This window comes from Phyllobacterium sp. CCNWLW109 (genome assembly GCF_037203905.1).
GTDB lineage: Bacteria > Pseudomonadota > Alphaproteobacteria > Rhizobiales > Rhizobiaceae > Phyllobacterium > Phyllobacterium ifriqiyense.
In genome coordinates, this window is the sequence record NZ_JBBCBK010000002.1 from 1,046,550 (window position 1) to 1,062,545 (window position 15,996).

Consider the following 15,996-nt stretch of genomic DNA (forward strand, 5'->3'; position numbering starts at 1 on the left):
AATTGTTGGCGACCTTTAAGGCAGCCGGAAAAGAATGCGGAATGTTCCGCGAGGTTGGACAGACGATGGCGAAGATCAAAGTCGACGGTAATGAAATCGAGGTACCGGATCACTACACGCTTCTGCAGGCCGCAGAAACGGCTGGTGCAGAAGTGCCGCGTTTCTGTTTCCATGAGCGTTTGTCGATCGCCGGCAATTGCCGCATGTGCCTGATCGAGGTCAAGGGTGGACCGCCCAAGCCTGCCGCGTCCTGCGCCATGGGTGTCCGCGATCTGCGTCCAGGTCCAAATGGCGAGACGCCCGAAATCTTTACCAATACGCCTATGGTCAAGAAGGCCCGCGAAGGCGTGATGGAATTTCTCTTGATCAACCATCCGCTGGATTGCCCGATCTGCGATCAGGGCGGCGAGTGCGATCTGCAGGATCAGGCGATGGCTTTTGGCGTGGATTCATCACGCTACAAGGAAAACAAGCGCGCCGTTGAGGACAAATATATCGGCCCATTGGTCAAGACGATTATGACACGCTGCATTCATTGCACGCGTTGCGTCCGCTTTACCACTGAAGTTGCCGGCATCTCCGAGCTCGGTCTGATTGGTCGCGGTGAAGATGCCGAGATCACCACCTATCTTGAACAGGCGATGACCTCTGAACTGCAGGGCAATGTGATTGATCTTTGCCCGGTTGGTGCTTTGACATCCAAGCCCTACGCTTTCCAGGCGCGGCCTTGGGAACTAACGAAGACCGAATCCATCGATGTGATGGACGCTGTCGGTTCAGCGATCCGCGTTGATACGCGAGGCCGCGAAGTGATGCGCATTCTGCCGCGCGTTAACGAGCAGGTGAACGAGGAATGGATTTCCGACAAGACTCGTTTCATCTGGGACGGTTTGCGTACACAACGTCTTGACCGGCCATATATCCGCAAGGACGGACGTCTTGTTGCTGCCAGCTGGCCGGAAGCCTTTGAGGCGATCAAGGCCGCTGTTGCGAAGACAAGCGGCGAAAAGATCGGCGCGATTGCAGGCGATCTGGCAACCGTCGAAGAAATGTATGCTCTGAAGCTGCTGATGCAGTCGCTTGGCTCAGCCAATATCGATGCGCGTCAGGATGGTTCGGTACTCAACACGGCCAATGGTCGCGCATCCTACATTTTCAACCCATCGATTGATGGAATTGAGCAAGCCGATGCGGTTTTGATCATTGGTTCGAATCCGCGCTTTGAGGCTTCCTTGCTCAATGCGCGTCTGCGCAAGCGTTGGCGGGCTGCTGGGATACCGATTGCAGTTATCGGTGAGCAGGCCGATATGCGCTTCAAGTACGAATATCTTGGCGCGGGTGCTGAAACCCTGGTTGACCTTGCCGCCGGTTCGCTGAAGTTCCATGGCGTCCTTAAGAAAGCAAAGAATCCGCTGATCCTTATCGGTCAGGGCGCGCTTAACCGTACTGATAGTGCGGCAGTTCTCGGTCTTGCGGCGAAAATCGCTGCTGATACCGGCGCGCTTGGCGATGAGTGGAATGGTTTTGGCGTCGTGCATACGGCTGCAAGCCGTGTCGGTGCGCTCGATATTGGCTTTGTACCGGGTGAGGGCGGCAAGACTGTTGCCGAGATGAACGGCGCACTGGATGTATTGTTCCTGCTCGGCGCTGACGAACTTCCATGGTCGGGCAAGAGCGGTGCGTTCACAGTCTATATCGGCACGCATGGCGATCAAGGTGCGCATAATGCGGACGTTATTCTGCCTGGAGCAACCTATACTGAAAAGTCCGGAACATATGTGAACACGGAAGGCCGGGTGCAGATGACCAATCGCGCCGGTTTTGCTCCGGGCAATGCCAAAGAAGATTGGGCCGTGCTGCGTGCCCTGTCTGATGTTCTTGGTAAAAAACTTCCCTTCGACTCTCTGGTGGCCTTGCGTTCGAAGCTCTATGCAGAGTATCCGCATCTGGCAGCGGTCGATGCAATCGAATCTGGTGCCTCTGCCGATGTTGCAAAGCTGGCAAATGCATCCCTTTCGATTGAAAAGACGGCCTTCGTTTCGCCGATCGCTGATTTTTACCTAACCAACCCGATAGCGCGGGCTTCTGCTGTCATGGCGGAGTGCTCTGCGCTTGCCAAGGGCGGCTTCAAGCAGGCAGCCGAGTAGGCGGGAAGAGACTGACATGGAAGACATATTCTACACGTACATCGTCCCGCTGCTGATTATCCTCGGAAAATCACTGCTGCTGCTGGTCGTGATGCTGTTGATCATCGCTTACCTGCTTTTGGCAGATCGCAAGATCTGGGCCGCTGTACAGTTGCGTCGTGGTCCAAACGTTGTCGGCCCCTTCGGTTTACTGCAGTCTTTCGCCGATCTTCTCAAGTTTGTTGTCAAGGAACCGATTATTCCATCGGGTGCAAACAAGGGTATTTTCCTTCTTGCGCCTTTGGTTTCATCGGTTCTGGCTATGGCTGCATGGGCTGTTATCCCGGTCAATGAAGGCTGGGCCGTTGCCAACGTCAATGTCGGTATTCTTTATGTTCTCGCGATTTCGTCACTGGAAGTCTATGGCGTGATCATGGCTGGTTGGGCGTCCAACTCGAAATATCCGTTCCTCGGCGCGCTCCGGTCTGCAGCGCAGATGGTCTCTTATGAAGTCTCCATCGGCTTCGTGATTGTCACCGTCCTGCTTTGCGTGGGTTCACTGAACCTGACGGATATCGTCAATTCGCAGAGGGATGGCCTAGGCACAATGGCTGGCCTGCCAAGCTCTTTCCTTGACTGGTATTGGCTCGGCCTCTTCCCGATGTTCATCATCTTCTTCATTTCGGCTTTGGCTGAAACCAATCGCCCACCCTTTGATCTGGTTGAAGCTGAATCCGAACTCGTTGCCGGTCATATGATCGAATACTCCTCGACAGCGTTTTTGCTTTTCTTCCTCGGCGAGTATGTTGCCATCACGTTGATGTGCGCATTGACGACCATCATGTTCCTCGGTGGATGGTTGCCGCCGGTCGATGTCTGGTTCCTGAACTGGGTTCCGGGTGTTGTCTGGTTCCTGCTGAAACTCTTTATGTGCTTCTTCATGTTCGCCATGGTGAAGGCATTTGTTCCGCGGTACCGCTATGATCAATTGATGCGTCTTGGCTGGAAAGTATTTCTGCCGATCTCGCTGTTCATGGTTGTTGCGACCGCAGCCTTTCTCAAAATCACGGGGCTTACACCATGAGTTCGCTCGCACAAGCTGCCAAATCGCTACTCCTTTTAGAGTTCGTCAACGCATTCTTTTTGTCGATGCGGCAGTTCTTCGCGCCGAAGGCAACATTGAATTATCCCTATGAAAAGGGACCAATCAGCCCGCGCTTTCGTGGTGAGCATGCGCTGCGCCGCTACCCCAATGGGGAAGAGCGCTGCATTGCCTGCAAGCTTTGCGAGGCGATCTGTCCGGCGCAGGCGATAACCATCGAAGCTGGCCCACGTCGCAATGATGGAACGCGCCGCACCGTTCGTTACGATATCGACATGGTGAAGTGCATTTACTGCGGCTTCTGTCAGGAAGCTTGCCCGGTCGATGCGATTGTCGAAGGGCCGAATTTTGAGTTCGCCACGGAAACCCGTGAAGAACTTTACTACGACAAGGAACGGTTGATCGCCAATGGCGATCGATGGGAGCGGGAACTGGCGCGCAATATCGCTATGGATGCACCTTACCGTTAATTGACGACTGCGCGCTTGTGTCCATGTCCGGTCGCTTCAACCAGACATGAACATGCGCTAAGACGCATGAAATTTGGAAGGACCGGTTGCCGAATGTGCGGCCGATTCGTTGAAAATGGCAGAACATTCTGCCGGAATGGAAATCGGGGGAACCCATGCTGACAGGTATAGCGGCGGCGTTTTTTTACCTCTTCGCCTTCATAACAATCGCCAGTGCTTTCATGGTGATTGCAGCCCGCAATCCAGTGCATTCCGTACTGTTCCTTATCCTTGCCTTCTTTAATGCGGCGGGACTGTTCCTGCTGACCGGCGCTGAATTCCTGGCGATGATCCTTCTTGTTGTCTATGTCGGTGCGGTGGCTGTTCTCTTCCTCTTCGTTGTCATGATGTTGGATGTGGACTTTGCCGAACTGAAAAGCGGCGCCTTGCAGTATGCTCCGGTTGGAGCGCTTGTTGGTATTATCCTTGCAGTTGAATTGATTGTAGTGCTCGGCGGTTCAGTCTTTGCGCCAAATGTTGCGTCGGTCGTCGTTCAGCCAACGCCGGACATTGCCACACGGTCCAATACGGCGGCGCTCGGCGATATTCTCTACACTGATTACGTTTATTTCTTCCAGATTGCAGGTCTTGTGCTGCTGGTTGCGATGATCGGTGCGATCGTCCTGACGCTGCGCCACAAGGAAGGCATCAAGCGTCAGAATATCTCGCAGCAGGTCGCGCGCACGCCTGAAACGGCGGTCGAGATCAAACAGGTTGAAACAGGCAAAGGTATTTGATGATGGAAATCGGTATCGCTCACTATCTCACTGTCTCTGCCTTGTTGTTCACGATGGGCATCTTCGGCATTTTCCTTAACAGGAAGAACGTGATCATTATCCTGATGTCGGTCGAATTGATCCTTCTGGCAGTTAATTTGAATTTCGTGGCTTTCTCAGCCGCGTTGGGTGATCTGGTTGGCCAGATCTTCGCATTGTTTGTTCTGACTGTTGCTGCTGCTGAGGCTGCGATCGGTCTTGCAATTCTCGTCGTGTTCTACCGCAATCGTGGGTCGATTGCCGTGGAAGACGTCAATATGATGAAAGGTTGACGGGGGCATGCTGTATCTGGCGATTGTCTTCCTGCCGCTGATCGGCTTTCTGATAGCGGGCCTTTTTGGCTCGTCAATCGGTGCCAAGGCGAGTGAATATGTAACGACTGGTCTGCTGATCATTGTCGCTATCCTGTCTTGGGTAGCCTTTGTAAGCGTAGGTCTTGGTCACGGCGAGGCGTTCAAAGTTCCGGTTCTGCATTGGGTGGAATCCGGCTCGTTGAGCTTCGACTGGGCTCTTCGTATTGATACGCTGACTGTTGTCATGCTCGTCGTGGTCAATACTGTATCGGCGCTCGTGCATACATATTCCATCGGCTATATGCATCACGATCCGCATCGCCCGCGTTTCTTCGCCTATCTTTCGCTCTTTACCTTCGCAATGCTGATGCTTGTGACCGGCGACAACCTTGTCCAGATGTTCTTTGGCTGGGAAGGTGTTGGTCTTGCTTCCTATTTGCTTATCGGCTTCTGGTTCAAAAAGCCTTCGGCAAATGCTGCTGCCATGAAAGCCTTTATAGTCAATCGTGTCGGTGACTTTGGTTTCTTGCTCGGCATTTTCTCGCTTTTCGTACTTTTCGATACTGTTCAGTTCGATACATTGTTTAGCGCCGCTGCTACCTATCTTCCTGCTGAAGGCGCTGCGGATGCAGGGAAGGTTGTCTTGAACTTCCTTGGCTATGAACTCGACAAGCAGGGCGCAATCACCATTGCCTGTTTGCTACTGTTCATGGGCGCCATGGGTAAGTCGGCACAGTTTTTGCTGCACACATGGCTGCCGGATGCCATGGAAGGCCCGACACCTGTGTCGGCGCTGATCCATGCTGCAACGATGGTCACGGCCGGCGTTTTCATGGTGGCGCGTCTGTCACCAATATTCGAGCTGTCGCATACCGCTTTGATCTTCGTGACGGTCGTCGGCGCAACAACAGCTTTCTTTGCTGCGACCGTCGGTCTGGTCCAGAACGATATCAAGCGCGTCATCGCCTATTCAACCTGCTCGCAGCTTGGCTATATGTTTGTGGCGCTCGGTCTTGGTGCTTATGGCGCAGGTGTGTTTCATCTGTTCACGCATGCTTTCTTTAAAGCCTTGCTTTTCCTTTGCGCCGGTTCGGTTATCCATGCCGTTTCCGACGAACAGGACATGCGCCGCATGGGTGGTCTGCGTAAGCTCATCCCCAAGACCTATTGGATGATGATCATCGGAACAGTTGCACTGACTGGGCTTGGTATTCCAGGTACCGTTATCGGCACGGCAGGGTTCTTCTCCAAGGATGCGATTATCGAATCCGCCTTTGCTTCGCATAGTCCGGTTTCAGGCTACGCTTTCATTCTGCTTGTGATTGCGGCTGTATTTACCAGCTTCTATTCATGGCGCCTGATATTCATGACATTCCATGGAAAGCCGCGTGCAAGCCATGATGTGATGCATCACGTCCATGAATCGCCTTACATCATGCTCGTGCCTCTGTTCATTCTGGCCATTGGCGCTCTCTTTGCCGGTGTCGTGTTCAAAGAGTTTTTCTTCGGCCACGAATATGCCGAGTTCTGGAAGGGTGCGCTGTTTACCGGGCCTGAAAACGAAATATTGGCGGAGTATCACCACGTGCCATTCATCGTTGCCATGTCGCCATTCCTGGCAATGGTAGCGGGCTTTATCGGTGCCTGGTACTTCTACATTCGCTCGCCAGAAACGCCGCGGCGTCTGGCAGAGCAGCATTCCGGACTTTACCAGTTCCTGTTGAACAAATGGTATTTCGACGAGCTGTATGATTTCCTCTTCGTTCGCCCGGCAATGGCACTCGGCAAATTCCTCTGGAAGCGCGGCGATGGTTGGCTGATTGATGGGCATGGCCCGGATGGTATTTCCGCCCGTGTTGTTGATGTCACCAACCGCGTGGTGCGCCTGCAAACCGGTTACCTTTATCACTATGCGTTCGCGATGCTCATCGGGGTCGCCGCACTCGTCACGTGGATGATGCTCGGGAGCAACTTCTGATGACCGACTGGCCAATTCTTACCACCGTTACCTTCTTACCATTGGTCGGTGCCTTTCTGATCCTGCTCATCCGGGATGACAGCGATGCTGCACGCCGCAACATTCGCAATGTCGCTTTGTGGACGACGATCATTACCTTCCTTCTGTCATTGCCGATCTGGTATTATTTCGACAATGCAGAAGCGGGCTTCCAATTTGTGGAAAAGGCCGCATGGCTCGATAGTGGTATATCGTACCATATGGGCGTCGATGGCATTTCCATGCTGTTCGTTATCCTCACCACTTTCCTTATGCCTCTATGCATTCTGGCCAGCTGGGAAGCGATCCAGAACCGCGTTAAAGAATATATGATCGCGTTTCTTGTTCTGGAAACGCTGATGATTGGTGTGTTCTGCGCACTCGATATCGTGCTATTCTACGTGTTCTTTGAAGCAGTACTGGTCCCGATGTTCATTATCATCGGTGTCTGGGGCGGAAAGCGCCGGGTCTATGCCAGCTTCAAGTTCTTCCTTTATACGCTGCTCGGCTCGGTTCTGATGCTGCTCGCCATCATGGCAATGTACTGGCAGGCTGGAACGACCGATATTCCTACCTTACTTGCACATTCTTTCCCCGCTTCAATGCAAACATGGCTTTGGTTCGCCTTCTTCGCATCCTTCGCGGTGAAAATGCCTATGTGGCCGGTTCACACCTGGTTGCCGGATGCGCACGTTGAAGCGCCGACTGCAGCTTCCGCCATTCTTGCCGGTATTCTGTTGAAGCTTGGCGGCTATGGCTTCCTACGCTTCTCGCTTCCGATGTTCCCGATAGCATCGGCTGATTTCGCGCCGATCATCTATACTCTTTCGGTTGTCGCCATTGTTTACACATCCCTTGTCGCCCTCATGCAGGAAGACATTAAGAAGCTGATCGCTTACTCCTCGGTCGCTCACATGGGCTATGTGACCATGGGTATTTTCGCCGCAAACGAGCAGGGCATTCAGGGTGCATTGTTCCAGATGCTTTCCCACGGCCTGGTTTCGGCAGCGCTGTTTCTGTGTGTCGGTATTGTCTATGACCGCACCCATACGCGCGAAATCTCTGCCTATGGTGGCCTTGTGAACAATATGCCGAAATATGCGGTCGTGTTTTTGATCTTCACCATGGCCAACGTCGGCTTGCCTGGCACATCCGGTTTCATCGGTGAATTCTTGACCTTGATGGGCGTGTTCCGCGTCAATACCTGGGTTGCTCTTTTTGCCACCTCAGGTGTTATCTTCTCGGCGGCCTATGCATTGTGGCTCTATCGGCGCGTTGTGTTCGGTTCACTCGACAAGGAAAGCTTGAAGGCGCTTCTGGATATGTCGCCGCGGGAAAAGGCAGTGATTTATCCGCTGCTGATCCTGACGATCTTCTACGGTGTTTATCCGATGCCGGTATTCGATGCGACGGCCAGCTCCGTCCATGCACTTATCAATCAATATAATAACGCGCTGTCCTCAGCGGCCACTTTGGCGTTGAAATAGCAGGAAGAGGCCAAGGCCGATGCAGACCGATATGATTGCCAACCTGACGCTCATGGCTCCCGAACTGCTTCTAGCAGTGGGAGCGATGGCTCTCCTGATGGTCGGAGCATTTTCCGGCGAGAAGTCGTACAAGCTGGTCAATGGTCTCAGCATCATATTGCTGTTGCTGGCACTGGTGCTTGTTGCCGTGTTTCCTCAACAGGGAAACGCTTTCGGTCGTGCTTTCATCAATGATTCCTTTTCCGGCTTCATGAAAGTGCTCACACTGGCAGGCTCGATCGTTACTCTCATCATGTCGTCCGGCTTTGCCAAAAGCGAGAAATTCGACAAGTTCGAATTCCCGATCCTGATCCTTTTGGCCAATGTCGGCATGCTGCTGATGATTTCAGCCAATGACACGCTTTCTCTATATCTGAGCCTTGAGCTGCAATCACTCGCGCTATACGTCGTCGCCGCCATCAATCGCGACAGCGTTCGCTCCACGGAAGCTGGCCTGAAATATTTTGTTCTTGGCGCGCTGTCATCCGGCATGCTCCTCTATGGCATTTCACTGGTTTATGGCTTTACGGGCCATACCGGCTTTGAAGGTATTGCCCAGTCTCTCGCCAGCTCCGAACGCCAGCTCGGCGTTGTTTTTGGATTGGTTTTCATTTTTGCTGGTCTTGCATTCAAGATATCGGCAGTTCCATTCCATATGTGGACGCCAGATGTTTATGAAGGCGCGCCGACACCGGTAACAGCTTTCTTTGCAACTGCGCCGAAAATGGCGGCGATGGCGCTGCTGACACGCGTATCAGTGGATACCTTTCAGCCGATCAAGCATGACTGGCAACAGATTGTCGTGTTTATTGCCATTGCGTCGATGATCCTTGGGGCTTTTGCGGCCATCGGCCAGCGCAATATCAAGAGGCTGATGGCTTATTCTTCCATCAGCCATATGGGCTATGCCCTTGTTGGGCTTGCTGCAGGAACGCAGGTTGGCGTTAAAGGCGTTGCCATTTACATGCTGATCTACCTGGTCACAACGCTTGGTACATTTGCATTCATTCTGGCAATGCGCCGCAAGGATGGAAATGTCGAACAGATCAGCGACCTTGCCGGTCTCTCGCGTACAAATCCGATTATGGCGACCATATTGACCATCCTCATGTTCTCGCTCGCAGGTATCCCACCGCTCGCCGGGTTCTGGGGCAAGTGGTACACCTTCCTTGCAGCGATGCAGGCTAATCTTTATGCGCTTGCTATTATCGGCATTGTGGCTTCGGTTGTGGGCGCGTTCTACTACCTGCGCATCATCAAGATCATGTGGTTCGATGAACCGGTTGGCGGTTTCGTTCCAGTCGCTGGCGAACTTCGACTCGTGCTTGGTGCCTCCGGTCTGCTTGTTCTGCTCTATGTTCTGATCGGCGGTCCGATTAGTACCTACGCGGAAGCGGCATCCAAGTCCTTCTTCTAGGGCGAAGAATTTGACGGGATTTGCCCTATCGCCTATCGCAGAGCAGAATGGTTTTCGACTGGAAGCTTTCGAAACGATTGGATCCACCAATGCTGTCGCGCTCGAGCGCGCACAGGCGGGTGATCCTGGCAAGCTGTGGATCGTATCCAAGAAGCAGGCGAGCGGGCGAGGGCGGCGCGGCCGGGCTTGGTCTTCTCCCGAGGGCAATCTGGCGGCTTCCTTATTGCTTACTGGAAATCTTGAACTGAAAAGTGCGGCGACGCTCGGCTTTGTAGCTGGCCTTTCGCTTGCTGATGCGCTCAACGCAGTATGTCCTTCAGCAAATTTTTCCGTTGGCATTGATGGCGCCAGCAATGCAGGTGCTGGAAAATCGCCATTACGGGTGGAGCTTAAATGGCCAAACGATTTGCTGGCGGGTGGCGCAAAGCTCGCCGGTATCCTGCTTGAATCGACCTTGATGCCGGATGGGCATTTGGCAGTAGTTATCGGCATCGGCGTTAATGTTGTTGCCTATCCGCAGGATGTCCCTTATCCAGCTACGTCATTGGCACGGCTTGGTGCGAACTGCGATGCCGAAACAGTGTTTCTGGCCTTGTCGGACGCCTGGGAAGAGAACTATCGCATTTGGGCGAATGGACGGGGCTTAAGTGACATTCGCAAACGTTGGCTCTCGCAGGCGGCAGGAATTGGCAGTGAAGTCGCCGTTCGAATAGACGGAGCTGTACTGCGTGGTATATTCGAAACAATTGACGAAGATTGCCAGTTCGTCATTCGTGATAATGACGGTGTACGGCAAAAAATTGCAGCCGGTGACGTCCATTTTGGAACAGTGGCATCGGCAAACGCTGAATGAGTTTCAGTTTTTAGGAGCGTAAATGGCAAATTCCGATCAAGCGGAACTTGTTTTCCTGCCTTTAGGTGGTGTCGGCGAAATCGGCATGAATCTGGCCCTTTACGGCTATGGCCCCGCGCGCAAACGCGAATGGGTCGTGGTCGATATGGGTGTGAGCTTTGCTGGCCCAGATCTTCCCGGAGCTGACCTGATCCTGCCCGATATTCGTTTTTTGCAGGCTGAGCGCAACAACCTCAAGGGTATTGTTATCACCCACGCGCATGAAGATCACTACGGAGCGCTGCTTGATCTCTGGCCACTTCTCAATGTTCCTGTTTATGCCACGCCATTTACTGCCGGACTTCTTGCCGCCAAGCGGCACTCGGAACCCGGTGCACCGGATATTCCCGTCACAATCTACCGTGCTGGCGAAACCTTCAATGTCGGCCCTTTCGAGTTCGAAGCACTGGCTGTGACGCATTCCATTCCTGAGCCGGTTTCATTGGCAATCAAGACTCCGCTTGGAACAGTCATCCATACGGGCGACTGGAAGATGGACCCGGAACCCTCGATCGGCCCGCTGATCAATGAAGCGCGATTCCGCGCTCTGGGTGACGAAGGCGTTCTTGCCATGATGTGCGATTCTACCAACGCCTTGCGTGATGGCGAATCGCCATCGGAACAGGAAGTTGGCGAAAGCCTGCGGCAAATCATTGAAAACGCCCGTGGACGCGTTGCGATAACTTCGTTTTCATCCAATGTCGGGCGTATCCGTTCGATTGCTCTGGCAGCGCGCGATGCCGGCAGGCAAACGCTTGTGCTAGGACGTTCGATGAAGCGCATGATCGATGTCGCGACCGAGCTTGGTTATCTGGATGGTGTGCCTGAGTTCCTGTCGGAGGATGATTACGGCTATATTCCGCGGGAAAACATGGTCATCATATTGACCGGCAGCCAAGGTGAACCACGTGCTGCCCTTGCCAAACTGGCGCGCGATGAAATGCGCAGTGTTGCACTTTCGCCCGGCGATACGGTTATTTACTCATCGCGTGCCATTCCCGGCAATGAAAAGGCGATTAATGACACCAAAAACCTTCTGATAGAACAGGGTGTCCAGATCATTTCCGATGGTGATCAATTGGTGCATGTGTCGGGGCATCCGCGACGCAACGAATTGAAGCGGATGTATGAGTGGGTTCGCCCGCGCATTCTTGTTCCTGTTCACGGTGAGGCTGCGCATCTTGTCGGGCAGGGATCACTGGCTGCAATGGCAGGCATTCCAGAAGTGCCGCAAGTGCGCAATGGCGATATATTGCGCCTTGCCCCGGGCAAGGCAGAGATCATTGGTGAAGCGCCCTTCGGCCGCCTGATCAAAGACGGCAGGCTGATCGGCGACGAGGAAGAGGTCGGAATCGTTGATCGCCGAAAGCTTTCCTATGTCGGCCATGTTGCGGTGTCATTTATTCTCGACGCCAAATACAACGTTCTTGAAGATCCGGAGCTTGTCCCTTTCGGAGTTCCGGAAGTCGACGATGAAGGTGAACTCCTGGAGGATCTTCTTTACGATGCTGCTGTTGGTGCGGTCCAAAGTATCCCGAGGGAGAAGCGACGCGATCTTGCCATGGTGCGTGAGGCAATTCGCCGTGCGGTTCGCTCCGCCGCCAACGAAGCATGGGGCAAGAAGCCGATTGTCACCGTGTTCGTAACCAAGGTCTGAGGTAAGCAATGCTGGGACGGCTCAACCATGTGGCTATCGCAGTTCCAGATATGGCGGCTGCGTCCGCCATCTATAGGGATACGCTCGGAGCAAAGCTGACAGAACCGCAGATATTGCCTGAGCATGGCGTTACAGTTGTGTTCATCGATGTCGGAAACACCAAGATCGAACTGCTTGAACCGCTTTCTTCCGAGTCGCCCATATCGGCTTTCCTCCTGAAAAATCCGTCAGGTGGTATTCACCACGTGTGCTACGAAGTGCCCGATATACTGAGCGCGCGAGATCGCCTAAAAGAGCAGGGTGCCCGGGTTTTGGGTGATGGCGAGCCGAAGCTTGGAGCTCATGGCAAACCTGTTCTGTTTCTTCATCCGAAGGATTTCAACGGAACGTTGATCGAACTGGAGCAAGAGTAATGCCGATTGCAACAGCGCTGGCAGTTTATTTCATTTTCTGGTGGTTGACGCTTTTTACCATGCTGCCGATTGGCCTGCGCACGCAGGCTGAAGAGAATGACGTAACACTGGGCACAACGCCGAGCGCGCCGCACAAGCATCGCATGGGACGAGTCTTCCTGTGGACCACGCTTGTATCCGCAGTCATTTTCGCAATTTTCTACGTTGTCAATCAACGGCTTGGTTATGGCGTCAACGACCTGCCGGTATTCTTCCCGCAGCTCGACTGAACTGTATATAGCTAGGCTCCAGTAATCGTTTGATAGTGTGGAGACTGTATGTTCGTAAACGCCTGCAGCATTCCCGTAATACTTCCCAAATATGCAGCAGATTTTACAAGTGACTCCCCAGGCGTAACGGGTGCAATGATCAATTGAATTATCATTTTTAGAAGGCGGGCTGCAATTGATCCCGGTACACGATACAATGTGTATACTCGCTGCGTTGCTAATTTAGTTCTGGTTTCAATGGCACAATGGTCGCGGCTTCTTTTGAATTGATAGGCCAAGGTCAGTCTTTCTTTCGGTATATGGTCATACACAATCGCTTTGGGGGCCCAGCCGGTATTTGCTCCGATCTTCTTTGTTTCACGGTAAAGTCGCCAATCTTCACCGCCATTAAGCGCAAGTGCTTCGTCAAAGCGTAATCCGCTTGATCGAAAGAAGTTGAGATTGCCCATCCAGTTGTTAGTGGCGAGCCAAAGTTTGCCGGCTTCACCTTTCGACCTACAGGCGCAGGCGCTGCATTCACCTTTTTCCGCCATGTTTTTCAAGGCGTTCCAAATCATTCTTTGCCATAATGAAACACCTGCTACTGGCGCTGGCCGTACTGGTCCGCCGACAATATCAAGATTTGAAGCATCCCGTTCCGCGAGCAGCTCAACCAGCCAATCCGGTTCTACTGTTTCATCATCATCGGCAAAGGTAAGCAGATCGTGGCCGCTGGAAATTGCAATATCGAGCACGCGGTTGCGTACATATGCAATTCCAAGGCGCGATTCGACTTCATATTGTACGCTGCAGTTGGGAACGCTCGTACGAAAGCGCTCTATAATTTCGGTAAGCGTCGGAAAGGAATTGTTCTCAACAATAACAAAATGCAGCTGCGTGTTGGCAGGGATAGCCATTTTCGCATAGGAGGCGAGGAGTACTTGCAACATGATCGGGCGATTGCGGGTAACGGTTCCCACGCAAATTCTGCGCAATAATTCTGTCATGAAATAATCTGCCTGAAATAAATAAAATAGCTTGGACTAAAAATGCTGTTCGCACGTGCGACCGTGCAAGTTCATTGAATGGGTGCGCTAAAATAAATCTAATTTCTACTTACAGCGCTGTTGCAGCCGACCGTCAATCGGGAATCACACCTATTTTAAAATTAGGATATTAGGCACGAAAAATAAGATACTGAATTTAAAATGAAAAATATTCGTCAAACCCATAAATGAAGACAAAAAAAATGCAAGGCTTTCGCCTTGCATTTAAAGATCGCGTCTGACCCATCCACTTGCGTGGCGGCTGCGGAAACCGCGCCAAGGGTCACATCCTCCCAAGACTTTGACCGCGTAGGAAAGCAGAAATATTCTTACTTTCTCCTTATGCTTAAAAAAATAGCGGACTGCCTTCGAAATGTCACGAAAAATATTCGTTACTGTCATCTTTTGATTAGAAATCTTGCAGCAGAGTGAATCACCCCTCAATATCATCCTGTGTTATATGCAGTTGCGGGTTCCCAATCAGCCATGAAGCCGATAAGAAATATCGACTTTGCACTTGGTTTTGCCTGATTCTTCAAGCACTCAGGCGTTGTTCAATTTTGGTGACCCTCAATGCGGCTTTCCCGTTACTTTCTGCCCATCCTTAAAGAGAATCCTAAAGAGGCTGAAATCGTCTCGCACCGGCTCATGCTGCGTGCCGGACTGATTCGCCAAGAATCAGCAGGCATTTATGCCTGGTTGCCGGCGGGACTGCGCATTCTCAACAAGGTAAGCAACATCATCCGCGAAGAACAGAATCGCTCGGGCGCAATCGAATTGCTGATGCCGACAATTCAGTCAGCAGATCTTTGGCGTGAAAGCGGCCGTTATGATGCTTATGGCGACGAGATGCTGCGTATTAAAGATCGCGGCGATCGGGAAATGTTGTTTGGCCCGACAAATGAAGAAATGATCACCGAGATTTTCCGGGCTTATGTCAAATCTTACAAGGACTTGCCGCTCAATCTTTATCATATTCAGTGGAAATTCCGCGACGAGCGCCGTCCCCGGTTTGGTGTTATGCGTTCGCGCGAATTCCTTATGAAAGATGCCTATTCTTTCGATATGGATTTTGAGGGTGCCAAGGCTGCGTATAATCGTATGTTCGTTGCATATTTACGGACATTCTCGCGCCTCGGTATCAAGGTCATTCCGATGCGCGCGGATACGGGTCCAATCGGCGGTGATTTGAGCCACGAATTCATTATTCTTGCCGAAACCGGAGAAAGCCAGGTTTTCTGCGATCGCGCCTATCTCGATCTGCCAGTGCCAGGTGCTGATACGGATTTCGACGATAATCAGCAGATTGCCGATATCGTCACGCGTTGGACGACGCCCTATGCTGCCACTGACGAAATGCACGATGAGGCGGCTTGGTCCAAGGTGGATGGCTCCCACCAGATGGCCGCACGCGGTATTGAAGTTGGCCACATTTTCCACTTCGGCACAAAATACTCCGAACCAATGGGGGCCAAGGTAAGTGGTCCTGACGGAAAGGAGCATTTGGTCTCGATGGGGTCTTATGGCATCGGACCGTCGCGCGTTATTGCAGCGATCATCGAGGCCTCACATGACGAAAACGGAATCATCTGGCCCAAGGCAGTTGCTCCGTTTGGTGCGGGTATTGTGAACATGAAGCCCGGCGACGATGCATGTGATGCAGTTGCGCTGAAGCTCTATGACGCCTTGACGAGGGCCGGCCTTGAGCCGCTCCTTGATGATACGGATGATCGCCCGGGTGCAAAATTTGCCAAGATGGATCTGATCGGTTTGCCGACACAGGTAATTGTTGGTCCGCGTGGTGTGGCCGCTGGCGAAGTCGAGATCAAGGATCGTGCTACGGGTGAGCGTGAAACGCTCTCCATCGAAGCCGCAATCAACAAATTGGCCGGCCCTGCGGACTTTCAGGCGGGAACTTTATGACAGAAAAAACAGCGACCGCGCCCTCTGGTTCAAAGCCATTCTCAGCCTTTGAGCGTATGATTGCCTGGCGCT

General features: G+C 52.6%; 14 protein-coding genes. 13 read left to right on the forward strand and 1 reads right to left on the reverse strand.

Features of this window, described 5'->3' with window-relative positions; translation table 11 throughout:
• Positions 1-65 precede the first annotated feature (65 nt).
• From nuoG to V9K92_RS10555, 12 genes are all read left to right on the forward strand, one after another.
• Positions 66-2,147: an NADH-quinone oxidoreductase subunit NuoG gene (gene nuoG / locus V9K92_RS10500; RefSeq protein ID WP_337353920.1), complete on the forward strand. Its 2,082-nt coding sequence runs from the start codon at positions 66-68 to the stop codon at positions 2,145-2,147.
• A 16-nt stretch (positions 2,148-2,163) separates the two neighbouring features.
• A complete protein-coding gene (nuoH, locus tag V9K92_RS10505) occupies positions 2,164-3,210 on the forward strand; it encodes an NADH-quinone oxidoreductase subunit NuoH (RefSeq protein WP_115055302.1) in 1,047 nt (348 codons plus the stop codon).
• Entirely contained in the window at positions 3,207-3,698 is a 492-nt protein-coding gene (nuoI, locus tag V9K92_RS10510; protein ID WP_008125221.1) for an NADH-quinone oxidoreductase subunit NuoI, read from the forward strand. Before nuoH ends, nuoI begins: the two co-directional genes overlap by 4 nt.
• A gap of 155 nt (positions 3,699-3,853) precedes the next feature.
• Positions 3,854-4,474 carry an NADH-quinone oxidoreductase subunit J gene (locus tag V9K92_RS10515; protein ID WP_115055298.1) on the forward strand — a complete coding sequence of 207 codons (621 nt, stop codon included), beginning with the start codon at positions 3,854-3,856 and terminating at the stop codon, positions 4,472-4,474.
• Positions 4,475-4,476: 2 nt separating this feature from the next.
• Positions 4,477-4,785 (forward strand): NADH-quinone oxidoreductase subunit NuoK, encoded by a 309-nt coding sequence (gene nuoK, locus V9K92_RS10520; protein ID WP_115055399.1) that lies wholly within the window; start codon positions 4,477-4,479, stop codon positions 4,783-4,785.
• 7 nt (positions 4,786-4,792) lie between these two features.
• Positions 4,793-6,784: an NADH-quinone oxidoreductase subunit L gene (nuoL, locus tag V9K92_RS10525; protein ID WP_115055296.1), complete on the forward strand. Its 1,992-nt coding sequence runs from the start codon at positions 4,793-4,795 to the stop codon at positions 6,782-6,784.
• Positions 6,784-8,289, forward strand: a complete 1,506-nt coding sequence (locus tag V9K92_RS10530; protein ID WP_307284659.1) for an NADH-quinone oxidoreductase subunit M — start codon at positions 6,784-6,786, stop codon at positions 8,287-8,289. Before nuoL ends, V9K92_RS10530 begins: the two co-directional genes overlap by 1 nt.
• A 19-nt stretch (positions 8,290-8,308) precedes the next feature.
• Positions 8,309-9,745, forward strand: coding sequence for an NADH-quinone oxidoreductase subunit NuoN (nuoN, locus tag V9K92_RS10535; protein WP_337353921.1), 1,437 nt, complete (start codon positions 8,309-8,311; stop codon positions 9,743-9,745).
• A 10-nt stretch (positions 9,746-9,755) separates the two neighbouring features.
• The gene (locus tag V9K92_RS10540; protein ID WP_115055290.1) at positions 9,756-10,598 is read left to right on the forward strand and encodes a biotin--[acetyl-CoA-carboxylase] ligase; all 843 of its coding nucleotides are present in this window, start codon (positions 9,756-9,758) and stop codon (positions 10,596-10,598) included.
• A 22-nt stretch (positions 10,599-10,620) separates the two neighbouring features.
• Positions 10,621-12,294, forward strand: coding sequence for a ribonuclease J (locus V9K92_RS10545; RefSeq protein WP_115055288.1), 1,674 nt, complete (start codon positions 10,621-10,623; stop codon positions 12,292-12,294).
• 8 nt (positions 12,295-12,302) lie between these two features.
• Positions 12,303-12,707, forward strand: a complete 405-nt coding sequence (gene mce, locus V9K92_RS10550) for a methylmalonyl-CoA epimerase (RefSeq protein ID WP_115055286.1) — start codon at positions 12,303-12,305, stop codon at positions 12,705-12,707.
• Complete coding sequence (locus tag V9K92_RS10555) at positions 12,707-12,976, forward strand: DUF1467 family protein (RefSeq protein WP_115055284.1); 270 nt, start codon at positions 12,707-12,709, stop codon at positions 12,974-12,976. Before mce ends, V9K92_RS10555 begins: the two co-directional genes overlap by 1 nt.
• Positions 12,977-12,987: 11 nt before the next feature.
• Here V9K92_RS10555 and V9K92_RS10560 read toward each other — a convergent pair whose 3' ends face one another.
• Positions 12,988-13,962 carry a glycosyltransferase gene (locus V9K92_RS10560; protein WP_337353922.1) on the reverse strand — a complete coding sequence of 325 codons (975 nt, stop codon included), beginning with the start codon at positions 13,960-13,962 and terminating at the stop codon, positions 12,988-12,990.
• Between the two features lie 612 nt (positions 13,963-14,574).
• Here V9K92_RS10560 and proS point away from each other — a divergent pair.
• Positions 14,575-15,924: a proline--tRNA ligase gene (gene proS, locus V9K92_RS10565; protein WP_115055280.1), complete on the forward strand. Its 1,350-nt coding sequence runs from the start codon at positions 14,575-14,577 to the stop codon at positions 15,922-15,924.
• Positions 15,925-15,996 lie beyond the last annotated feature (72 nt).